This window comes from Sphingopyxis sp. Geo25 (assembly GCF_949769135.1).
Lineage (GTDB): Bacteria > Pseudomonadota > Alphaproteobacteria > Sphingomonadales > Sphingomonadaceae > Sphingopyxis.
Window position 1 is genome coordinate 721,550 of record NZ_CATKOZ010000001.1, and the last position, 20,450, is coordinate 741,999.

Consider the following 20,450-nt stretch of genomic DNA (forward strand, 5'->3'; position numbering starts at 1 on the left):
AAAGACGACGCGAGACCGATGCACGCTTACGCCAACCCCACCCGCTTCCTCGCGATCGCCAAGCCGCTGACCCCGTGGCTGCTCGGCGTCGGGCTGCTGTTCGTGCTGGGCGGAGCGTTCGCGGGCCTGACGATGGTGCCGGGCGAGGCGAAGCAGGGCGAGACCGCGCGCATTCTCTATGTTCATGTGCCCTCCGCGTGGCTCGGCATGGGCGGCTGGACGAGCCTTGCGGTGGCGGGGCTGGTGCAGCTCGTCTGGCGCCATCCGTTGTCGGGAATCGCGGCGCGCGCGATCGCGGTGCCGGGGATGCTGTTCACCGCGCTGTGCCTGGCCACCGGATCGATCTGGGGCAAGCCGACGTGGGGCACCTGGTGGGAATGGGACGGCCGGATGACCTCGATGCTCGTCCTCCTCTTTCTCTATGCGGGATTTATCGCGCTGACGAACGGCGACGCCAACGGAGCGGGGGGCCAACGGCAAGGCGGCTCGCTGTCGCGCGGCGCGGCGGTCTATGCGCTGGTCGGCGCGGTCAACATTCCGATCATCAACCGCAGCGTCGTGTGGTGGAACAGCCTGCATCAGGGGCCGAGCATCACGCTGGGTGGATCGAGCATCGACCGGACGCTGCTCTGGCCTTTAGGCTTGACCCTGGTCGGCTTTTCGCTGCTATTCGGCGCCATCGTGCTGATGCGGATGCGGCGGATCATCGCCGACAACCGCGTTGCGGCGCGGCTGCGGCGGCTCGCCGACGACGAGGGACATTGAGGCATGACGGGGGTGATCAGCGGGGGCGGGCAGTGGGCCTATGTGGCGGCCGCCTATATCCTGACCGCGCTGCTGACGGGCGGCGTGCTGTGGACGAGCTGGCGCGCGATGGCGAAAGCCGAGAAGCGCAGCGACGCGCTTCGCAAGGACCGCAAATGAAGGCGAAGCATCAGCGATTGATTCTGGCCGCGGTCGCGCTGTGCGGTGTCGCGGGTGCGGGTGTGCTCGCGGCGAGTGCGCTACGCGACGAAGCCGCCTATTTCCGGACTCCCGCCGAAGTCGTCGCCGGCAAGACGACCGTCGGCGAGCCGATGCGGCTGGGCGGCATGGTCGCCGCGGGGAGCATCAAGCGGCAGGCCGACGGGCTGACGATCGATTTCGTCGCGACCGACGGCAAGGCCTCGATCCCCGTGCAGTTCAAGGGCATCGTCCCCGACCTTTTTGCCGAAAATTCGGGGATGGTCGCCGACGGCCGGATGCGCGCCGACGGGGTCTTCGTCGCCGACCGTATCCTCGCCAAGCATGACGAGCGCTACATGCCGCCGCAGATGGGCGACATGCCGAAGAATATGAAGGTGGCGCCCAAGGTATGATTAGCTTTTTCCGTCGCCCCCGCGAAGGCGGGGGCCGCTATCAGCATTGCGCAAGGCTGCCAGCGGCCCCCGCCTTCGCGGGGGCGACGGCCTGTCATTCGGCGACAAATAGATGATCGCCGAACTCGGCCTCGCTCTGCTCTGGATCGCGGCGGCGCTTGCTTGCCTGTCGCTGGTCGCGGGGATCGCCTTCGTCCGGACGGGCAAGGACGACCTCGCCGCACTCGTGCGGCCGGCGAGCGTCGCGCAGGGGCTGCTCACCGCGGCCGCCTTTGCCTTGCTGATCGCCCTTTTTGTGCGATCGGACATGTCGGTCGAGCTCGTCGCGCGCAACAGCCACAGCCTGAAGCCGATGCTGTTCAAGGTCGCGGGGGCGTGGGGCAATCACGAAGGGTCGATGCTGTTGTGGCTGACGATCCTCGGCGTCTCGGGCGCGCTGGTTGCGATTTTCGAGAAGCGGCTGCGCAACGACACGCTGATCGCGACGCTCGCGGCGCAGGCGGCGTTGAGCCTCGGTTTCTTCGCTTTCCTCCTGTTCTCGTCGAACCCGTTCAAGCGGTTGCCGGTGGCGCCGCCCGACGGGCAGGGGCTCAATCCGCTGTTGCAGGACCCCGGTCTCGCCTTCCACCCGCCGACGCTCTACGTCGGTTATGTCGGGATTTCGGTCGCGTTCAGCTTTGCCGTCGGCGCGCTGATCACGCGCGAAATCGGACCGGCGTTCGCGCGCGCGATGCGGCCGTGGGTTCTGGGCAGCTGGATATTCCTGACGCTCGGGATCACCGCGGGCAGCTATTGGGCCTATTACGAGCTCGGCTGGGGCGGCTGGTGGTTCTGGGACCCGGTCGAGAATGTCTCGCTGATTCCGTGGCTCGCGGGTGCGGCGCTGCTCCATTCGGTGAGCGTGACCGCGACGCGCAACGCGCTGCGCGCGTGGACGGTGATGCTGGCGGTGATCGCCTTCTCGATGTCGATGGTCGGGACGTTCATCGTGCGGTCGGGCCTGCTGACGAGCGTTCACAGCTTCGCGGTCGATCCCGAGCGCGGCACCTTCCTGCTCGTCCTCATGGCGCTCTATATCGGCGGCGCGCTGACGCTGTTCGCGCTGCGCGCGGGGGCAGTCGCCGAGGGCAAGAAATTCGCGTTGATGAGCCGCGAAGGCTCGCTGGTGATCAACAATCTGCTGCTGACGACGATTCTCGCGCTCGTCCTGCTCGGCACGCTCTATCCGATCGTTGCCGAGGCGATGGGGGAAAAGATCTCGGTCGGACCCCCTTATTATAACAAGGTCGCGGGGCCGCTCGCGCTGATCCTCTGCCTCGTGATGGTCGCCGGGCCGCTGCTGAGCTGGCGCAAGGACGATGGCAGGAAATTGTGGACCCGGCTTCCGGTCGCGATCTTCGCGGGCGCGGTCGTGCTGTTCGGCCTCGTGTTGTTCGGCGGCCACGTCGGCGTGCTGCCGCTGCTCGGCATGACGGTCGCGGGTGTTGTCGCGGTGGCGAGCCTCGCGCCGCTGTGGAAGCGCAACCTGCGTCGCACCCCGCTGCCGACCTGGGGCATGGTGATTGCGCATTTCGGGGTGGCGGTCGCGCTGGCGGGCATGGCGGCCGAGAGCGCCTTCATCAAGGAACGGCTGGTCGCCGCGGCACCGGGCGAGACGGTGAAGGTCGACGATTTCAGCGTGAAGTTCGCGGGCGTATCGCCGATCGCCGGGCCGAATTATACCGCCATCCGCGGGACGCTGATCGCAACAACCCCGTCGGGCGCGTCGTTCACCCTGCATCCCGAGGCGCGCATGTTCCCGGGGCTGATGGGCACTCCGCCGACCGAAACCAACGAGGCCGCGCTGCTGACGCGGCCGGGCGGGCAGCTCTATGTCGTGCTCGGCCAGGCGGTGACGAGCGCGGACGGGACGGCCGACCGCTACCAGCTTCGCCTGTGGTGGAAGCCGCTGGTATGGTGGATCTGGCTCGGCGGCGCGCTGATCGCGGTGGGCGCCACGCTGTCGCTGCTCGGCCGCGCGCAATTGCTCGAAATCTGGCGTGCGCGGCGGGCGCGCAAAGCACAGGAGCGCTTCGCATGAGGAGCCGCTGGGTCCTGTTCGTGCCGCTGGCGATCATGGGGCTGCTGTTCGGCGCCTTCGTCTATCGCCTGACGGTGCCCGCCGAGACGCTGATCCAGTCGCAGTGGATCAACAAACCGATGCCGCTGTTCGACCTGCCGCCCGCGACCGCGGGGGTCGAGGGGCTGAAGAGCAGCCAGCTCGCCGACGGCAAGCCGCGGCTGGTCAATGTGTTCGCGAGCTGGTGCATCCCGTGCCGTGCCGAGGCGCCGCAGCTCGAGGCGCTGAAAGCGGCGGGCGTGCCGATCGACGGCATCGCGATCCGCGACCGGCCCGACGATGTCGCGGCCTTCCTGCGCGAAAACGGCAATCCGTTCGACCGGATCGGGTCGGACCAGCAGAGCAGCGTCCAGATCGCGCTCGGCTCGTCGGGCGTGCCCGAAACCTTCCTGATCGACGGCAAGGGGATCATCCGCGAGCAGATCCAGGGCGTGATCCTGCAGGAGCAGGTGCCCGAGATCATCGCCAAGCTGGAGGCGATGAAGTGAGGGGGGCGGCGCAAGACCTCCGCGCCCCTGTGCAGGCAGGGGCCCATCTCCTGCTCTCGCGGTTTGGCGCAGCCGGTGGCCTGATGACGCGCCTCCCGGTGATGGGCCCCTGCCTTCGCAGGGGCGCGATGGCTTTTTTCCTCGCGGTGCTTGCGTGTTTTGCCGGGGCGTCTGCTACCGCCCAGGACCGGCTGCCACCGGCACCCTATGCGTATCAGCAGCTCCGCGATCCGGCGCAGGAGGCGAAAGCGAAGGCGTTGATGGAGACGCTGCGCTGCCTCGTCTGTCAAGGCCAGTCGATTGCCGACAGCGATGCGCCGCTCGCGGGCGACATGCGGCACGAGGTGCGCACGAAGATCGCGGCGGGCGAGAGCCCCGATGCGATCCGCAAGTGGCTTGTCGCGCGCTATGGCAATTGGGTGACCTATGACCCGCCGCTCGATGCGGCGACTGCGCTGCTCTGGTTCGGGCCTCTATTGTTTCTTGCGCTCGGCGGCTGGCTCGCCTTCGGGCGGTTCCGGCGGAGCGATGGCGACGGGGAGAGCGAGATATGATCTGGCTCTGGATTCTGCTCGCCGCGCTGGCGACGGTCGGCGGCATCTTCTGGCTCGGCAAGCTGCCCGCCGCATCGCGGCCGCTCGCGGGGGCGGCGGTGATGCTGGGGCTCGCGGGCTATGCCTTGCAGGGGATCCCTTCGCTGCCCGGCCATCCGGTCGCGAAGGCGGCCGAGCCCGATGGTTTCGGCGAGGCGATCACCGACCGTCAGCAGGGGATGGCCGACCGCTTCGGCCCCGCGGCGCAGTGGATCGGCATGTCCGACGGCTTCATGCGGACCGGCAAGACCGCGCTCGCGGCGCAGGCGCTCGAAAAGGGGCTGCAGAAATATCCCGACAATGTCGACCTGTGGGTCGGGCTCGGCAATGCGCTCGTCGCGCACGGCGGCGGGGTGATGTCGCCCGCGGCGGCGCTGGCGTTCGACGAGGCGGCGAAGCGTGATCCGAGCCATCCGGCGCCGCCCTTCTTCGCAGGGCTTGCGATGGCGCAGAGCGGCGACCTGAAAGGCGCCGAGGCGGTGTGGAGCGGCCTCCTCGCGCGCTCGCCCGAAGGGGCGCCGTGGCGGCCGGATCTCGAGATGCGACTGGCGCAGCTGCGCGAGGCGATGGGGCCGGCGCTGCCGCCCGAAACGCCCGCTGCGGCATCGGCCGCCCGCTGAAGTGCGTTCCGATTTGGAACCTATTATCATCGGGCAAGCTCGTCTAAAGGCGCGCAATGACTGCTGAGTCGCAACAGGCAACAACCGGGGCGGTATCCGCCTCGACTGCTGCCGCCGAAACGGTCCATTACGGCCACGGACATCATAGCGATAGCAAGCTGAAGCTTGCCGTCGGCGCGGTCGGCGTGGTGTTCGGCGACATCGGGACGAGCCCGCTGTACGCGTTTCGCGAGACCTTTGCCGGCCACCATTCTATCGAGGCCGACCAGCTCCATATCTATGGCGTGCTGAGCCTCGTCTTCTGGTCGATGATGCTGGTCGTGACGTTCAAATATGTGCTGACGATCATGCGCGCCGACAACAAGGGCGAAGGGGGCAGCCTGGCGCTGCTCGCGCTGATCAGCCGCCAATCGGAAGGCAAGCGCTGGACCTGGCCGATCGTGCTGCTGGGCGTGTTCGCGACCGCGCTCTTCTATGGCGACAGCATGATCACCCCGGCGATGTCGGTGCTGTCGGCGACCGAGGGTCTGCAATATGTGAGCCGCGGGTTCGAGCCCTATATCGTGCCGATCGCGCTGGCGATCCTGATCGGGCTGTTCGCGATCCAGTCGCGCGGGACGGCGAAGGTCGGGGCGCTGTTCGGGCCGATCATGCTGCTCTATTTCACGATGCTGGCGGTGCTGGGGATCATGCATATCCTCGACCACCCGTCGATCATCATGCACACGCTCAATCCGATCAACGCGCTGCGCTTTTTCTATTACGACGGCTTCACGGCATTCATCGCGCTGGGCGCGGTGGTGCTCGCGGTGACGGGGGCGGAAGCGCTGTACGCCGACATGGGGCATTTCGGACGCGCGCCGATCGGGCTCAGCTGGCTGTGCTTCGTGCTGCCGGCGCTGATGCTCAACTATATGGGGCAGGGCGCGATGGTGCTGGCGGCCGAGGTCGCGCCGACCGCGCAGCTGATCCAGGACCCCTTCTTCCTGATGATGCCCGAGGCGTGGCGCGTGCCGGTGGTCGTCCTGGCGCTGCTCGCGACGATCATCGCGAGCCAGGCGGTGATTTCGGGCGCCTTCTCGCTGACCCAGCAGGCGATCCAGCTGGGCTTCATGCCGCGCCTCCGCGTCGACCACACCAGCGCGTCGGCGCAGGGGCAGATCTATATCCCGATCGTCAACTGGGGGCTGATGGTGATGGTCATCCTGCTCGTGCTGTTCTTCGGATCGTCGAGCAACCTCGCCGCCGCCTATGGCATCGCGGTGACCGGCGCGATGTTCATCGACACCTGCCTGATGAGCGTCGTGCTGTTCGTGCTGTGGCGCTGGCCGGCGTGGAAGGCGCTGCCGGTGCTGGCGGTCTTCTTCATCGTCGATATCGCCTATTTCGGCGCGAACCTGATCAAGGTGCCCGATGGCGGCTGGGTGCCGCTGGCGATCGGGCTGACGATCTTCACCTTGCTGACGACCTGGTCGCGCGGACGCAAGCTGATGCAGCAGGAAATGGCCGAGGGGGCGATGCCGATTCCGGTCTTCGTCAAATCCGCCGCGAACAGCGCGACGCGCGTCCCCGGGACGGCGGTGTTCATGACCTCCTCCTCGGACGGGGTGCCTCATGCGCTGCTCCACAACCTCAAGCACAACAAGGTTTTGCACGAGCGGATCATCCTGCTGACGATCAAGATCGCCGATGTGCCTTTCGTCCCCGAATCGAAGCTGTGCCAGCTCGAGGCGCTGGGGCAGGGGTTCCATAGGCTGGTGCTGAATTACGGCTTCATGCAGCCGGTCGACGTGCCCGAGGCGCTGAAGCGCACGACGGGCTGCGGCGGCGAGTTCAAGATGCTGGAGACGAGCTTTTTCCTGTCGCGCCAGACGCTGATCGCGGCGAGCAAGCCGGGAATGCCGATCTGGCGCGAAAAACTGTTCGCATGGATGCTGCGCAATTCGGAAAGCGCGATGGAATATTTCCGCCTGCCGACCAACCGGGTGGTCGAACTGGGAAGCCAGGTCGCGATCTGACCGGATCGGCGAGGTTAACTTGCTGCAATGTTCGAATAAGCATTTGAACATTTTGGCAAGCCTTGCGATGCAAGGGTGAACCCGTAGGGGGTGACCAGCATCATGCAGTCGGGGCTCAGCGATCAATCGACCCGTCCGGCCTGTCCGGAACCCTTTGCGCTGGTTGTCGGAAAGGCGCTTGCCGGCGCCGCCCCGGACGAAGTCGAAGCAGCTTTCCGGCGGATGGGGCTCCGGCCCGAGCGGGTCGAGCGGGCGGGTAACGCCGGCGCGCTGATTGACGGGCCGCTGTTACGGCTGCGCTTTGGCGAGGTCGCGCTGCTCGCCGGGCAAGCGTCTGCAGCCGCTATCGAATGCGCCGATCCCGATCATCCCGCGACGAGCCGACTCGCTGCGTCCTTGCCGCCGGATTGGAATGATGCCGGGCAGGCGTGGGTGTTTTTCGAAGAGCCGCGCGCTGCCGACGATCGCACCCAGTCGACACGGCTGCGCGAAATCTTCAAGATGCAGGTGCTGTTGATCGACCTTCTCGACGCGAGCCATTATTTCTGGTCGCCGGCGCGCCTGTGGTCGGAGGCAGAGCAATTTCGTGCAGCCGTGACCGAAATGCTGGCGAGCGGTATGCCGCCGGTGCTGCACCTGATCGCCTTTCGCCTCGCCGATAGCGGCGTGGGGGCGGCCGTGCGGACGCGCGGGCTGGCCCTGTTCGGGGGCCAGGAACTGGAAGGCCGGATGCCGGCCGGGTGGACGGTCGCCGAAATGGTCAAGCGGCTTTCGCGGCTGGCGCTCGACATCATGCTTCATGGCCCGGTCGGCGATGCGCGGCGGATGCGTGGGCTCAATCCCGGCGAATGGGTGTCGTTGTCGCCGGGGCGCGGCCGCAAAGACGGCGGCGCGACGGTTATGGTGGAATTCGGCAGCAGCTTTTGACGGCATCACGGCGCTGGCAGGGCGCTCCGCCGCCGCTTCCCGGCTTTCAGCGCCATCACCTGATCCCCCTCGCGTTGCAGGGCCGGGAGCAGATGGCGGCGATGTTCGACGCGCTCCATTCGCAGGGCTTCGCTCTCAACCGGTTCGAACGAAACGGGCTGATGCTGCCCGCTTGCGAGCGCACAGCCTTATGGTCGGGTCATGCGCTGCACCGCGGGCCGCATCATGGCTATAGCGACGTGCTGGCGGCGCGCGTCGAACAGATAAGGGTGCATTTCACGGGGCAGGCTGGGGCCGATCTCGCCCTGGCGCGGCGCACGGCGATCATGCGTCTCGGCCTGTTGCAGGACACGATAAGGCGCGCGCTGACCGACCGGCACGGCGGCGGCTTCTGGCTCAACCGCCGCGATCCGATGCGGCTGTTCGCCGATCGGCCCTATCTGGACGAGGCGATCGACAAGCTGTTTGGCGCGTAGGGTGGAATGGCGGGTTTCGACAGGAAGCTGACCTATCTTTCATCGTCACCCTGAACTTGTTTCAGGGTCCATGGTCTGTCGTTTCCTTGGGCGCGGCGCCGGATGCAAGGCCCGGCCATGGATGCTGAAACAAGTTCAGCATGACGAGAATTGAAAGGCTGGAATCCACCCCTAGGCCGTCATCGCCGACAGATCGGCGTCGGGGCTCAAAGGCGCACCTTCGCTTCGAGTTCGCGGCGGGCGGCGAGGTATTGCGCCTCGAGTTCGGCGACGAATTCAGCGACCGGGCGCACCGCGGAGACCGAACCGATACCCTGTCCCGAACCCCAGATGTCCTTCCATGCCTTCGCCTTGGTGTTGCCACCCGAACCGAAGTTCATCGTCTTGAGGTCGCCCTCGGGCAGGTTGTCGGGGTCCATGCCTGCAGCGACGATCGACTGGCGAAGATAATTGCCGTGGACGCCGGTAAAGAGGTTCGAATAGACGATGTCGGCCGCGCGGCCCTCGACGATGCCGTTTTTGTAGCCCGGATCGGCATTGGCTTCGGCGGTGGCGATGAAGGCGCTGCCGATATAGGCTAGGTCGGCACCGCACGCCTGCGCGGCAAGGATCGAGCGGCCGTGGCCGATCGCCCCCGACAGCGCAATCGGACCGTCGAACCATTCGCGGATTTCCTGCACCAGCGCGAAGGGCGACTGGCGGCCGGCGTGGCCGCCCGCGCCCGCGGCGACGGGGATCAGGCCGTCGGCACCCTTTTCGACGGCCTTGCGCGCGAAGCGGTCGTCGATGACGTCATGCAGCGTGATGCCGCCCCAGCTGTGGACTGCCTGATTGAGTTCCTCGCGCGCGCCGAGCGAGGTGATCGTGATCGGCACCTTCCACTTGGCGCAGGTCGCAATATCCTGTTCGAGCCGGTCGTTCGATTTGTGGACGATCTGGTTGACCGCATAGGGCGCCGAGAGGCGATCGGGGTTGTCGCGGTCCCATGCGCCAAGTTCCTCGGTGATCTGGTGGAGCCATTCGTCGAGCAGCGTCTGCGGTCGCGCGTTGAGCGCGGGGAAACTGCCGACGACGCCCGCCTTGCACTGGGCGATGACGAGTTCGGGTCCCGACACGATGAACAGCGGCGAGCCGATGACGGGCAGGCGCAGGCGGTCGAAGATCGGGGGAAGGCTCATGAATCACACTCTCCGGTTGCTGTTTGAAACTTACCTTAACGTAAAGGGAAAGTCGCGCAAGAGGGATGCGCTGGCGTCGTCTTCAGTTCCAGTCAACGCGATAGAGGTCGAGGCGGCGGTCGGCGAGGTTGCGGACGGCGCCGTTGGTGCGTGCTTGCCTGAGGTCGGCGAGCGAGAGGTCGGCGATCGCCATGCCTTCGGCGTTCGGCGTGACCTCGGCGGCGATGCCGTCGCGGGCGAAGGGCATGTCCGACGGGGTCAGGATCGCGCTTTCGGCGTGGTGGATGTCCATGTTGTGGACGTTGGGCAGATTGCCGGTGACGCCCGCGGTGACGACATAGCATTGGTTCTCGACCGCCCGCGCGGCACAGCAATAGCGGACGCGGAGGTGCCCGCGGCGGTCGTCGGTGCAATAGGGGACGAAGAGGATTTCGGCGCCCTGGTCGATCAGGCGGCGGGGGAGTTCGGGAAACTCGCTGTCGTAGCAGATCATGACGCCGACGGGTCCGCAGTCGGTTTCGATCACATCGGCGTCGCGCGCGGTGCCGCCTTCGATGCCCCATGCCTCGCGCTCGGACGGCGTGGGGTGGAGCTTGTCCCGGTAGTGGGTGCTGCCGTCGCGGAGGAAGATATGGCAGCGATTGCGCGTCGCGCCGGTGTCGATGCGAACGGGGTGCGAGCCGCCGACGATGTTGATGCGATATTGCTGCGCGAGCCCGGACATGAAGGCGGTGAAGCGCGGGGTGAGCGCGTCGATCGTGGCGATCGCTTCGGCGGCGGGAAGGCGCGCGCCCGACGAGAGCAATTGCATCGCGAAGAGTTCGGGGAAGGTGATGAAGTCAGAGCCGTAATCGGCGGCCGAAATGACGAAATATTCGACCTGGCGCTCGAAATCTTCGGGGCCGGAAATTCCGCGGAGGCCATATTGGACGGCGGCGACGCGAACTTTGTCGGGGTGGGTGGTTGCGGTCATGGCGGGGCTTCTAGGCTGTCTGCTCGCCGGCTGTAAATATACGTCACCCCCGCGAAGGCGGGGGCCGCCGAAGATGTGGCGCGAGGCCGATAGCGGCCCCCGCCTTCGCGGGGGCGACGATTTTGTTCAGGCCGCAGCGCGTTTGCGGCTCGCCCTGAAGGCGAAATAACCGAGGCCAATCATCAGGACCAGCAGCGCGCCCTGTGCCGCCGCGAACGGCGGTTCATTGCCGTTGGGAGCGAGCGCGTTGAGCGCGGGCACCTTCAGGAACGACTGGACGACGAGCACGAAGAGGTTGAGCCAAAGGCCGATCGTCGCGGTGACGGCATAGACCGATGCGGCGCCACCGGCGAGCTTGCGGCCGTACCAGGCCCACAGAGCGACCGCGAGGATCAGCGTCGAGAAGATGCCAACCCCTAGCGCCGGGGTGAAGGCGACGATGGGAAAGAGGAAACCCGTCAGGCTGGTGAGCAGCGTGAACCAGAGAAAGATGACGTTCGTGCGCGGCAGGATGCGGCCGCGGGCGAAGGCGGGGAGGGCGATCAGCCCGGCGATGATGCCGACGAAACTGATCAGCACGTGCAGCGTGGTGAACTGCGGGATGGTCAAACCGAGGATCATGGCACGTCTCCTTTGGAAAGAGAGGAGGCGCGGTTGGGGGAACCCGCGCCTCCGGTGTATCAGCCGTTGATGAAGTCGAGAAGGTCGGCGTTGAACCGGTCCTGATGGGTGACGGTCAGGCCGTGGTCGGCGCCTTCGTAGATTTTCAGCACCGCATGCTTGACGATCTTGACGGTCGAGCGGGCCGAGGCGTCGACGGGGACGATCTGGTCGTCGTCGCCGTGAAGGACAAGCGTCGGCTTGTCGAACTTCTTCAGATCCTCGTTGAAGTCGCTTTCCGAGAAGGCGCGGATGCTGTCGAGCAGACCTTTGAGGCCGCCGTTCATTCCCTGACGGACGAAGTCGTCGCGCACCGCTTCGCTGATCACGGCGCCTTCGCGGTTGTAGCCGTAGAAGGGGAGCGTCAGGTTCTTGAAGAACTGCGGGCGGTTGTCGAAGGTGCCCTTGCGGATGCCGTCGAAGACTTCGAGCGGCAGGCCGATCGGATTGGCTTCGGTCTTGAGCATCAGCGGGGGGACGGCGCCGATCAGCGCGATCTTGGCGACACGGGGCGTGCCATGGCGGCCGACATAGCGGGTGACTTCGCCGCCGCCGGTCGAATGGCCGACGAGGATGACGTCTTTCAGATCGAGCTGTTCGATCAGTTCGGCAAGGTCGTCGGCGTACTGGTCCATGTTATTGTTGTCCCAGACCTGGTCCGAGCGTCCATGGCTGCGGCGGTCGTGGGCGATCGTGCGGAAGCCCTGGTTGGCGAAGAAGACCATCTGGGCGTCCCAGGCGTCGGCGCTGAGCGGCCAGCCGTGCGAGAAGATGATCGGCTGTCCATCCTTCGGACCCCAGTCCTTGTAGAAGATGTGCGTGCCGTCGGTGGTGGTGATCGTGGTCATGTCGTGGTTCCTTTCGCTTCGTGAGGGGCGGGTCGTCCGCCGGTGAAAGGAGAGATAGACGCCGCTTCGCTTGCGCAGGATTGGCGGACGCGACAATATGCGGGCCGATTCCGACAAACGATCGATTGGGGGAGCCGCCATGCCCAGATTGAAGGTACCCGACGCGCCGCTGGCGCTCGTCGAGGTCGGGATCGTCCTTTATCCCGAATGCCAGACCGGCATGGTCCTCGGGATCACCGACCTGTTCCATATCGCCGGGCGTTTCGCGGTCGATCATGGCCGCGCGCCTGTCCGGGTCAGCCACTGGCGGTTGCAGGACGGCGGCGGCTTTGTGCGCCGCTTCGACAGCCACCCCGACGAACCGGGCGGCAATTCGCCCGCGGTGCTGATCACGCCGGGGAGCCTGCACAAGCTGCTCGAGGCCGAGGAGGTCGCGCCCTACGCGCGCTGGCTGCTCGACCGGCATGCGCAGGGCACGGTCCTCGCATCGAATTGCGGCGGGGCCTTTGCGTTGGCGGCGACGGGGCTGCTCGCCGGTCGGCCGGCGACGACCCACTGGTTCTTTGCCGAGGCGTTTCGCGAGCGCTTCCCCGATGTGCGGATGGAGGCGGACCGGATGGTGGTCGACGACGGGGACATCATCACCGCGGGCGGGCTGATGGCGTGGACCGACCTCGGCCTGCGCATCGTCGAGCGGTTGCTGGGACCGTCGGTGATGATGGAGACCGCGCGCTTCCTGCTGATCGACCCGTCGGGGCGCGAGCAGAAGAATTATGCCAGCTTCGCGCCGAAGCTGACCCATGGCGACGAGGCGATTTTGAAAGTGCAGCACTGGCTTCAGGCGAAAGGCGCGGGGCCGGTCGCGGTCGCCGAGATGGCCGGCGAAGCGGGGATGGAGGAGCGGACTTTCCAGCGCCGCTTCAAGGCGGCCACCGGCATGACCCCGGTCGAATATGTCCAGCATATCCGAGTCGGCAAGGCGCGCGAGCTGCTGGAGTTCACGCGGCGGACGGTCGACCAGATCGCGTGGAGCGTCGGCTATGAGGATGCCGCCGCCTTTCGCAAGCTGTTCCACCGCATCACCGGCCTGTCGCCGCAGGATTATCGCCAGCGATTCTCGGCGCCGACGCCGCTGGCGGAAGTCGCATGATGCGCCCGCTGGCTCTGGCCGGGCTGCTGCTCGCCGCCGCTCCGATTGCGGGGCAGGAGCCGCCGGTCACGGTGGCCGCCGCTCCCGAACCGGTCGAGACCGCGACGAAGACCGAGGCCGATGGCACGGCGACGATGACGCATTCGCTGGTCGTCGCCGCGCCGCCCGACGCGGCCTGGACCGCCGTTTCGACCCCCGAGGGCTGGAAGCGCTGGGCGGCGCCGCTCGCGCGCTGGGCGGAGGGCGAGAGCGACATATTGGAGACGAGCTATAACCCCGACGAGCTTCCCGGCGGGCCGGGGGCGATCTGGCAGCGGTTCGTCGCGGCGATCCCGGGGCGATTGCTGGTGTTCCGCACGATCAAGGCGCCCGACGAATTCCCGCACTGGGAGGATTACAAGCAGGTGACTTCCTTCCTGGAACTCGAGCCGGTTGGCGATGCAACGCGCGTACGGCTGACGTCGACCGGCTATCCGGACAATGAGGGCGGCCGGGCGCTGCTGTCTTTCTTTGCCAAGGGGAATGCGGCGACGCTCGACGCGCTGCGCCAGTCGTTGGCCCGGCCGGCGGCGGAAACGCCGGCACCCTGATCTATCCGAGCCGCGCCCAGATCGCGGCGGCGTCGGCCGGATCGAGCCCGAAGCGGTCGCGGAGTGCGGCGGCATAGTCGGCCTGCTCGGCGAGCTCGCGCCGTTCGGTGCCGTCGGCATTTGTGCGCATCAGCGCGGGGCCGACGAGCGAGTCGAGACCGTGGGGGCCGTAGCGCTGAATCACGACATTCTGGCGGAAGGGCGAGCCCGGGTCCGACTGGAGCCAATTGCACGCCCCCTCCAGCAGCGCCTCGTCGCGGACATCGGGGGAGAAGTCGAAGCTGGGCGGCAGCACATCGGGCTGGTTGTGGAAGCGCCACCAGCCGTCCGCCAAAGGTCGCAGCCCGAAGGTCGCATGGCGCTGGACATAATCGCCCTCGGCAAAGGGGATCGGTTCGACCAGCCCCGAACCGAGCCCGACGTCGGCGAGATAATCGCGATCGAGATGGACGATGAGCAGGAGGTGGTTGCCGATGGCATTGTCGCCGAGCTGTTCGCGCATCACCGCCGCCGCGAGGCGCGTCACCGAAAAGCCGATCGCCTCGAGCATCCAGCCGAACAGCCCGTTCATCTCGTAACACCAGCCGCCGCGGCCGCCGGCGACGATCTTGTCGAACGCGGCGCGCGGATCGCGGGTCGTCGGGCGGCCGAGGAAACAGTCGATGCACTCCCACGCGATGCTCTCGACATGCGCGCGGTGGAGCGCGGTCAGCGTTTCGAGATCGGGTCGCACGTCGCCCACGAAGCCGATGCGCGCCAGATAGGCGGCGAGGTGGTCGGGCGTCGCGCCGGTCATGCCGCGACCTTGTCGCGCGTCCCGACGCCGAGCTGCGCCTGGATCGCGGCGAGGTCGCACCAGACCTGTTCGCTGCGGATCAGGTCGCCCTCGAATTCGAAGACGTGGAGCATGCGGAAGGTCACGCGGCCGGTGCGGCCGTCGCAGAGGAAGATCGAACCGTCGATCACGCGCCCCTGCCACAGCACCTCGTCAACGACGAAATCGGGGCCATAGAGGCGGCGCACCGGCGTGACCTGCTCACCAGCGAGTGCGTCGAACAGACGGCGGTAGAAGGCGCGCGCAGCGTCGCGGCCGCGGATCGGGCCGACGGGCGAGGGAACGACGTGGTGCGCGGCGTCGGGGGTCAGGCTGGCGACGACGGCGTCGACATCGTCGGTCGCCTCATAGCGGAAATGATCGTCGATGAGCTGGTCCATACGCTCTTGGGTGAGGGCGGGGGTGGGACTCATGGCACAATTCTCCTGGGGCGATGGCACGGATATATTGAGACTATAGTCTCATGTAAAGATAAATATCTCACTCTCTCGCATTGAGCGCCGCGGCGAGCAGCGCTTCCGCCGCCCAAGCCAGCGTCGCGCGCGCCTCGTCATCGTCGGCACGGCAGACATCCTTCATCACGACGAGCGGCTCGATCCCCATCGTCAGCGCGAGCGCGGCGTGCAGCCGCTTCGCCTGCGCGGCCGGCAGCGACGCGAGTTCGGGGGCAAGTGCGGTCGCGATCCAACGCATCCGCCGGCCCTCGCGGATGTCGCGCGCCGTCTCGCCCTTTTCGCGCGCGGTGAACCAGGCGTCGAGATAGGCACGCAGCGCGGCGCGCATCGCGGCTTCCTCGGCGATCGCCATGTCGAGGAATCCCGCCTGTAGCTTCAGCAGGTGCGCGCGGGCGTCGTCGCCGGGCGCGCGGTCGAGCAGCGCCTCGACCGCGTCGGCGGGGCCGTGCGCCGCCGCCTCGACGAGCAGCGCGTCCTGCGTCGGGAAATAGCGGTAGGCGGTCGCGCGCGACACTTTCGCCGCCGCCGCCGCCTCGGGGACGGTCGGGCGGACGCCGGTGCCGAGCAGCTTGATCGCCGCCTCGACAATCGCGCTGCGGGTGCGCTGTTTCTGGTTGGCGCGCGGGTCATGTCCGGGTGAGATCGTCATTTCGCCATGATACACCAGTCTCTCGATTCGCCAAACCGCACCGACTGGCTCTTGTCCCGTCCCGTCTCTATGGTCCGCCCATGACAGCGACGACGGTCCGGATCGGGAGTATCGGCGCGGAGGCGCAGCCGATCGCGATCCTCGACGATTTCGCGCCCGATCCCGGCGCCTTGCGCGGCTTTGCCGCCGGGGCGGCGTTCGAGCCCGCACATAATCATTATCCCGGCGTCCGCGCCGCCTTGCCCGCCACCTATCTTGCCGCCGCGCTTCCGGTCATCGCCGCCGCGGTGGGTGACGCCTTCGCCCGGCGCGGCGCGGTCGAGGTGATCGACGCGAGCTTTTCGATCGTCTCGACGCCGCCCGGGGCGCTGACGGTGCCGCAGCGGCTGCCGCACGTCGACGCCTTCGGGGCCGACCGCATCGCGCTGGTCCATTATCTCGACCCGGCGGGCGGCGATGGTACCGCCTTTTTCCGCCATCGTGCCACCGGGTTCGAGACGGTGACCGAGGCGCGGCGCGAGCTGTTCTTTCGTCACCTCGACACCGAGCTGCGCTATGGCGGACCGCCGTCTGCCGCCTATGTCGCCGGCGACACGCCGCTGTTCGAATGCATCCGGACCGAGCCCGGTACCTATAATCGGGCGCTGCTCTATCCGAGCTGGAACCTGCATAGCGGGGCGATTTCGCCCGGTGCGGCGCTGTCGGCGGACCCGCGGCGCGGGCGGCTGACGGTCACCGCATTTCTGTCGATCGGCTGAGGCGCCGGGTCAGATCTTCGCGGCCGCGACGGCCGCTTCCCTTTCGGCGCGCAGTTTCTCGGAATGGAGCAGCTTGTCGGCCATCGCCTGCCACGCCGCGGCGGCGCGCAGGTTGCGGTCGCGGACCTGGGTCAGCGGCGAGGCCTTGGCCTCTTCCGAACATTTGCCCGCCTGCGTCAGGTAGAAATCGATGGTGGCCGACATGGCTGCTTCCTCAAGGTTGAAGGTCGATCAATCGACCATATCGGCGATCAGACGCCTGAGCTCGCGGCGCGACAGCGTCGGGCGGCGGCGGCGCGACGGGATGGCCGTCTGTGCCTTGCCGGCCAGCGACAGCGCGGGCAGAGCGGGGAAAATCGAATTTGCATTAAACATAGTCATCATCTTTATCTTTGATTTTACGTATTTTATTGTGGGAAGCCCGCGCCGTATGCGCCGACCCCCGGTCCGAGCCCGCGCCGCTTGCGCTGGCGCTCTGGTTCAGAGCCCGCGCCGTTTGCGCTGGCTGGGGGGAACCGGCCCGCCGCCGCGTTCGCGGTAGACGAGGCGGCCCTTGCTGAGGTCATAGGGCGTCATCTCGACGCGCACGGCGTCGCCGACGACCGACCGGATGCGGAAACGCCGCATCCGGCCCGCCGTATAGACGATCACCCGATGACCATTTTCGAGCACGACGCCGAAGCGTCCGTCGGGCAGGATCTCGTCGATCTGCCCCTCGAAAGTCATCAGTTCCTCTTTGGCCAAAATCAGGCCGACTGGAGGTTGATCGCCGAGACCTTGCCGTTGCGGCCGGTTTCGAGGTCGTAGGAGACGCGCTGCTCCTTCTGGAGCGTGTCCATGCCCGCGGCCTGGACCGCGGTGATGTGGACGAAGCTGTCGCCCGAGCCGTCTTCATTTTCGATGAAGCCGTAGCCCTTGTCGGAGTTGAAGAATTTTACGGTGCCGATGGCCATGGGGTGTTTCCTTTCACGAGAAACGGGAATCCACCGGCAAAAGCACCGGCGGAGCTGGTAGCGTGTGAAGGGAAGAGTCTGCCCCAAGGGGCCGTCAAATTCCGTCGCATGCGACGTTAGCCTTGCCGATATGGGCGGTTTTTCCTGAAAAGTCAAGGTTGGGGGATTTCGCGCCATTCCGAACCCCGGTCATCCCCGCGCAAGCGGGGGCCCGGTGGCGACATCCCGATACAGCGCTGCCGCGCCGTTCCACCCGCTTCGCTGCGTCCCCGCCTTCGCGGCGATGACGAAGTGGCGGGGACACTCAACCGCTCGCGCTGTTGCGGACCTTGCCGCCTTCGGGCGCCGGGTCGTTGGCGGGGGCGGGGAGGGCGAAGAAGGCGCGGCGCGCGGCTTCGCCGGCCTGGCGCAGCGGGGTGACCTCGGCCATGCGCCGCACCTCATAGAGTTCGAGCTCGTCGTCGTCGAGTTCGCGGGCATAGGCGGGGTCGCCGAACTGCCCATCCTCATAGCCGTAGAAGCCCTCGGGCGGCGGGAAGTCGGTGCGCCACTCGCCGGCGCGGTCGTCGAACCAGACGGTCATCGCCGCGGCGGCCTCTTCGGGCGTTTCGGGGGTTTGCCCATCCTCGCCGAAATCGCCGTAATTCTGCGCAACTTCACTCGCGATTGCATCGTCGGGGCAGAGGGCGGCGAGCGGGTTGGCGCGGTTGTCGCGGCCGGCGAGCCAGAGCGCGAGCGCGGCGTTATGCCCCTCGGCATCCTTGTTGTCGGCGTCGATATCGAAGAGCGACAGGAAGCCCGGCCAGTCGCCGGCGATGATCTGCGCGAGCATTTCCTCGCCCGCCTGCGCGCGGGTTTCGACCATGCGGTCGAGCCGCGCGAGCATCGCGAGGCCGAGGCGCGATTCGATGCGGCGCCGTTTGGTGAAGCTGCGGTCGTCCTCGCGGGTGACGATGGTGATCTCGTCATGCCCCCAGATCGCGCGGTCGAGCAGCTCGTCGGCGAGCCGCGAGCGCGCGATCAGCACCGCCGCCGCCCAGCCGAGCCGGAACGCCGCGCCCTGCGGCTTGTGCCGAAGGTCGTAGGTCGCGCGCGGCGACATGCCGACCGCGGTGCTGGCGATCTTCACCGACCCGGTGGTCGCCAGGCTCTCCAGAAACGCGCGCTGGAGTGCGGGCGTCCAGTGATAGCTGCCGGGGGCGGGGATGTCGGCGGGATTGGGGGCGGCGTCGTCCATCGATTCGTCCTTTCGGTTGGGTGAAACCGACAGAATGAACCATATGGGTGAAATGTAGGAAAGGGGTTTTACGTTCTAAATATCTTTGATCTTGATGATGTCTGATTTCGGAAGGCCATTGCTTTTTGCGATGCTTTGGCAATCACTTAAGCCCTTTTTTGCCGACACGAGCTTGCACTTTTGACTGCGAGCCAGCGCCACTGCTTCAAAGTGAGCAAACGATGGAACTCCGCCTAGAATATCCGCCACCGGAATAGCGGGCCTCGCTCGTCGGGTGGCAACATTGCGGAGTGGTGTGGCAGGCTCTCGTTTAGGAGCCATCGAGGCTGGAAACATTCGTCGGCTGAGTGGCGAGCTAAGTGGATTGGAAATAGGATTTCACAATCTAAATCGGAGCGCGCTCAAGCTTGTCATTTCTCTATTTTTCATAAGTATCTCTTATTTTTCTTATTGCGTAATTTGGCAAGATTTTGATGCTGGTGTTATCGGGGTGTGGTTCATATTTTTATTCTATATCGGTTTGCCGGTGACGATATTTCTAATTTTGTCACTTATAATTGACAGGCAATGCGCGAAAGTCGAGCAAAAGATATCCGAAGCCGAGAAACGAATTAGAAATTTGCTTCTCGGGCTCAATTAGGATTGTTCAATTTGGTTTAGTTTCTGCGCCCCATTCGCCGCCGACAAAATCGCCCGCACACTCGCCGTCGCCACATCGGTATCGAGCCCGCACCCAAACAGGCTCTTCCCGTCCGCCGTGCGGCATTCGACGTAAGCCGCGGCCTGCACATTGCTGCCCTGGCCGATCGCGTGCTCGCTGTAATCGACGATGTCCATCACCGGGCCGCCGCTTTCGCGGAGCGCGGCGATGACGCTCGACATCAGGCCGTTGCCGCGGCCGCTGACGCTGTGCGGGGCGCGGCCTATTTGCCCGGCGGACGATAGAAGCGATAGCGGGTGACCGCCCCTTCGATCAGGTGGCCGGCGAGGCGCAGGCGGATTTCGTCGGCGCCCGCGCCGGTGGTGCAGACGAGGTGCGTGCCGCCCGACGGCAGCGGTTCGATCGCGCTGACGCTGATCCCCGCGGCGGTGCAGAGCGCGTTCACCTCGCTTTCGGGCAAAGCGAGGTTCATCGCGCGGCTCATCCGGCGGCCGGGTCCGGCGACCAGGCGTGAATGGCGGCAGCGACGCGCGCATAACCCTCGGCACTGGCGGTCGCGAGCGCGAGCGGGCGGCCGCCGAGTGCGGGATTTTCGGCGTTGAGGAATGCCATTGCCGGGTCGCGGCCGCCCATCGTCAGATAGGCAAGGCTGCTGATGTCGCCCTGACGTCGCGCATCGTCGCGCGGAAGCGGGGTGCGTTTGGGGCGAAACAGGCGGCTGGAGTACGACTTTGTCGGGGCGAGAGCGGGGGCGGGGGTGGCGGAATCGGGGTCGGGTTTGCTGCTCATCGGCGCGGCTCCTCTTGCGTAAGCGGGAGCGCCAAGCGTCTCTCAGTCGCGGTGGCCTACGAAAAAACGTCTGCCGCGATAATGACATATGGGGTCGCGGGGGGCGGATTGTAAG

General features: G+C 66.4%; 28 protein-coding genes and 1 pseudogene. 13 read left to right on the forward strand and 16 right to left on the reverse strand.

Going from position 1 to position 20,450, the window contains the following annotated elements; translation table 11 throughout:
* Nucleotides 1-18: 18 nt before the first annotated feature.
* The 10 genes from ccmC to QOL68_RS03715 all read left to right on the forward strand — a co-directional run bounded on the left by ccmC (nt 19) and on the right by QOL68_RS03715 (nt 8,599).
* Nucleotides 19-765, forward strand: coding sequence for a heme ABC transporter permease CcmC (ccmC, locus tag QOL68_RS03670; RefSeq protein WP_058457566.1), 747 nt, complete (start codon nt 19-21; stop codon nt 763-765).
* A gap of 3 nt (nt 766-768) precedes the next feature.
* Nucleotides 769-924, forward strand: coding sequence for a hypothetical protein (locus QOL68_RS03675; protein ID WP_167541752.1), 156 nt, complete (start codon nt 769-771; stop codon nt 922-924).
* On the forward strand, nt 921-1,358 hold the full coding sequence (gene ccmE / locus QOL68_RS03680) for a cytochrome c maturation protein CcmE (RefSeq protein ID WP_058457565.1): 438 nt from the start codon (nt 921-923) through the stop codon (nt 1,356-1,358). The genes QOL68_RS03675 and ccmE overlap by 4 nt, the downstream gene beginning before the upstream one ends.
* A gap of 112 nt (nt 1,359-1,470) precedes the next feature.
* Entirely contained in the window at nt 1,471-3,438 is a 1,968-nt protein-coding gene (locus QOL68_RS03685) for a heme lyase CcmF/NrfE family subunit (RefSeq protein WP_282947042.1), read from the forward strand.
* Nucleotides 3,435-3,965 carry a DsbE family thiol:disulfide interchange protein gene (locus QOL68_RS03690; RefSeq protein WP_058457563.1) on the forward strand — a complete coding sequence of 177 codons (531 nt, stop codon included), beginning with the start codon at nt 3,435-3,437 and terminating at the stop codon, nt 3,963-3,965. The genes QOL68_RS03685 and QOL68_RS03690 overlap by 4 nt, the downstream gene beginning before the upstream one ends.
* 128 nt (nt 3,966-4,093) lie before the next feature.
* On the forward strand, nt 4,094-4,519 hold the full coding sequence (locus QOL68_RS03695) for a cytochrome c-type biogenesis protein (protein ID WP_197410114.1): 426 nt from the start codon (nt 4,094-4,096) through the stop codon (nt 4,517-4,519).
* A complete protein-coding gene (locus QOL68_RS03700; protein ID WP_282947046.1) occupies nt 4,516-5,178 on the forward strand; it encodes a tetratricopeptide repeat protein in 663 nt (220 codons plus the stop codon). Before QOL68_RS03695 ends, QOL68_RS03700 begins: the two co-directional genes overlap by 4 nt.
* Before the next feature lie 56 nt (nt 5,179-5,234).
* The gene (locus QOL68_RS03705) at nt 5,235-7,196 is read left to right on the forward strand and encodes a potassium transporter Kup (RefSeq protein WP_282947048.1); all 1,962 of its coding nucleotides are present in this window, start codon (nt 5,235-5,237) and stop codon (nt 7,194-7,196) included.
* A gap of 90 nt (nt 7,197-7,286) precedes the next feature.
* Complete coding sequence (locus QOL68_RS03710; RefSeq protein ID WP_282947050.1) at nt 7,287-8,123, forward strand: hypothetical protein; 837 nt, start codon at nt 7,287-7,289, stop codon at nt 8,121-8,123.
* Nucleotides 8,120-8,599: an AHH domain-containing protein gene (locus tag QOL68_RS03715; RefSeq protein WP_282947052.1), complete on the forward strand. Its 480-nt coding sequence runs from the start codon at nt 8,120-8,122 to the stop codon at nt 8,597-8,599. The genes QOL68_RS03710 and QOL68_RS03715 overlap by 4 nt, the downstream gene beginning before the upstream one ends.
* A 206-nt stretch (nt 8,600-8,805) precedes the next feature.
* Here QOL68_RS03715 and QOL68_RS03720 read toward each other — a convergent pair whose 3' ends face one another.
* The 4 genes from QOL68_RS03720 to QOL68_RS03735 form a co-directional block, all read right to left on the reverse strand.
* Nucleotides 8,806-9,777 (reverse strand): NAD(P)H-dependent flavin oxidoreductase, encoded by a 972-nt coding sequence (locus QOL68_RS03720; RefSeq protein WP_204993101.1) that lies wholly within the window; start codon nt 9,775-9,777, stop codon nt 8,806-8,808.
* An 82-nt stretch (nt 9,778-9,859) separates the two neighbouring features.
* A complete protein-coding gene (locus tag QOL68_RS03725; protein ID WP_282947057.1) occupies nt 9,860-10,750 on the reverse strand; it encodes a nitrilase-related carbon-nitrogen hydrolase in 891 nt (296 codons plus the stop codon).
* A gap of 126 nt (nt 10,751-10,876) precedes the next feature.
* Complete coding sequence (locus QOL68_RS03730; protein ID WP_282947059.1) at nt 10,877-11,371, reverse strand: hypothetical protein; 495 nt, start codon at nt 11,369-11,371, stop codon at nt 10,877-10,879.
* Between the two features lie 59 nt (nt 11,372-11,430).
* Nucleotides 11,431-12,258 (reverse strand): alpha/beta fold hydrolase, encoded by an 828-nt coding sequence (locus QOL68_RS03735; RefSeq protein ID WP_282947061.1) that lies wholly within the window; start codon nt 12,256-12,258, stop codon nt 11,431-11,433.
* A gap of 139 nt (nt 12,259-12,397) precedes the next feature.
* Here QOL68_RS03735 and QOL68_RS03740 point away from each other — a divergent pair, with 139 nt between their 5' ends.
* Nucleotides 12,398-13,408: a GlxA family transcriptional regulator gene (locus tag QOL68_RS03740; protein ID WP_282947062.1), complete on the forward strand. Its 1,011-nt coding sequence runs from the start codon at nt 12,398-12,400 to the stop codon at nt 13,406-13,408.
* A complete protein-coding gene (locus QOL68_RS03745; protein WP_282947063.1) occupies nt 13,405-13,998 on the forward strand; it encodes an SRPBCC family protein in 594 nt (197 codons plus the stop codon). The genes QOL68_RS03740 and QOL68_RS03745 overlap by 4 nt, the downstream gene beginning before the upstream one ends.
* A gap of 1 nt (nt 13,999) precedes the next feature.
* Here QOL68_RS03745 and QOL68_RS03750 read toward each other — a convergent pair whose 3' ends face one another.
* The 3 genes from QOL68_RS03750 to QOL68_RS03760 all read right to left on the reverse strand — a co-directional run bounded on the left by QOL68_RS03750 (nt 14,000) and on the right by QOL68_RS03760 (nt 15,937).
* Nucleotides 14,000-14,794 carry an arylamine N-acetyltransferase family protein gene (locus QOL68_RS03750; RefSeq protein ID WP_282947064.1) on the reverse strand — a complete coding sequence of 265 codons (795 nt, stop codon included), beginning with the start codon at nt 14,792-14,794 and terminating at the stop codon, nt 14,000-14,002.
* Nucleotides 14,791-15,246, reverse strand: a complete 456-nt coding sequence (locus QOL68_RS03755; protein ID WP_282947067.1) for a nuclear transport factor 2 family protein — start codon at nt 15,244-15,246, stop codon at nt 14,791-14,793. Before QOL68_RS03755 ends, QOL68_RS03750 begins: the two co-directional genes overlap by 4 nt.
* Before the next feature lie 67 nt (nt 15,247-15,313).
* On the reverse strand, nt 15,314-15,937 hold the full coding sequence (locus QOL68_RS03760; protein ID WP_282947069.1) for a TetR/AcrR family transcriptional regulator: 624 nt from the start codon (nt 15,935-15,937) through the stop codon (nt 15,314-15,316).
* 80 nt (nt 15,938-16,017) lie between these two features.
* On the opposite strand from QOL68_RS03760, the gene QOL68_RS03765 reads away from it, so the two are divergent.
* Entirely contained in the window at nt 16,018-16,695 is a 678-nt protein-coding gene (locus tag QOL68_RS03765; RefSeq protein WP_282947071.1) for a DUF6445 family protein, read from the forward strand.
* A 9-nt stretch (nt 16,696-16,704) separates the two neighbouring features.
* Here the strand turns inward: QOL68_RS03765 and QOL68_RS03770 are convergent, their stop codons facing one another.
* From QOL68_RS03770 to QOL68_RS03810, 9 genes and pseudogenes are all read right to left on the reverse strand, one after another.
* On the reverse strand, nt 16,705-16,899 hold the full coding sequence (locus tag QOL68_RS03770) for a hypothetical protein (RefSeq protein WP_058457548.1): 195 nt from the start codon (nt 16,897-16,899) through the stop codon (nt 16,705-16,707).
* 27 nt (nt 16,900-16,926) lie between these two features.
* Nucleotides 16,927-17,070: a hypothetical protein gene (locus QOL68_RS03775; RefSeq protein WP_204993090.1), complete on the reverse strand. Its 144-nt coding sequence runs from the start codon at nt 17,068-17,070 to the stop codon at nt 16,927-16,929.
* A gap of 105 nt (nt 17,071-17,175) precedes the next feature.
* Nucleotides 17,176-17,439: a translation initiation factor IF-1 gene (infA, locus tag QOL68_RS03780; RefSeq protein ID WP_058457547.1), complete on the reverse strand. Its 264-nt coding sequence runs from the start codon at nt 17,437-17,439 to the stop codon at nt 17,176-17,178.
* A 2-nt stretch (nt 17,440-17,441) separates the two neighbouring features.
* Nucleotides 17,442-17,648: a cold-shock protein gene (locus QOL68_RS03785; protein ID WP_058457546.1), complete on the reverse strand. Its 207-nt coding sequence runs from the start codon at nt 17,646-17,648 to the stop codon at nt 17,442-17,444.
* A 304-nt stretch (nt 17,649-17,952) separates the two neighbouring features.
* Nucleotides 17,953-18,885 (reverse strand): hypothetical protein, encoded by a 933-nt coding sequence (locus QOL68_RS03790; RefSeq protein ID WP_282947077.1) that lies wholly within the window; start codon nt 18,883-18,885, stop codon nt 17,953-17,955.
* Nucleotides 18,886-18,960: 75 nt separating this feature from the next.
* A complete protein-coding gene (locus QOL68_RS03795; RefSeq protein ID WP_283404275.1) occupies nt 18,961-19,221 on the reverse strand; it encodes a hypothetical protein in 261 nt (86 codons plus the stop codon).
* A 300-nt stretch (nt 19,222-19,521) separates the two neighbouring features.
* Nucleotides 19,522-19,794 (reverse strand): annotated as a pseudogene (locus QOL68_RS03800) (alpha-isopropylmalate synthase regulatory domain-containing protein); the annotation flags it as partial.
* 14 nt (nt 19,795-19,808) lie between these two features.
* A complete protein-coding gene (locus QOL68_RS03805) occupies nt 19,809-20,018 on the reverse strand; it encodes a hypothetical protein (RefSeq protein WP_349252316.1) in 210 nt (69 codons plus the stop codon).
* Between the two features lie 8 nt (nt 20,019-20,026).
* Nucleotides 20,027-20,335, reverse strand: coding sequence for an antitoxin Xre/MbcA/ParS toxin-binding domain-containing protein (locus QOL68_RS03810; RefSeq protein ID WP_282947082.1), 309 nt, complete (start codon nt 20,333-20,335; stop codon nt 20,027-20,029).
* Between the last annotated feature and the right edge of the window lie 115 nt (nt 20,336-20,450).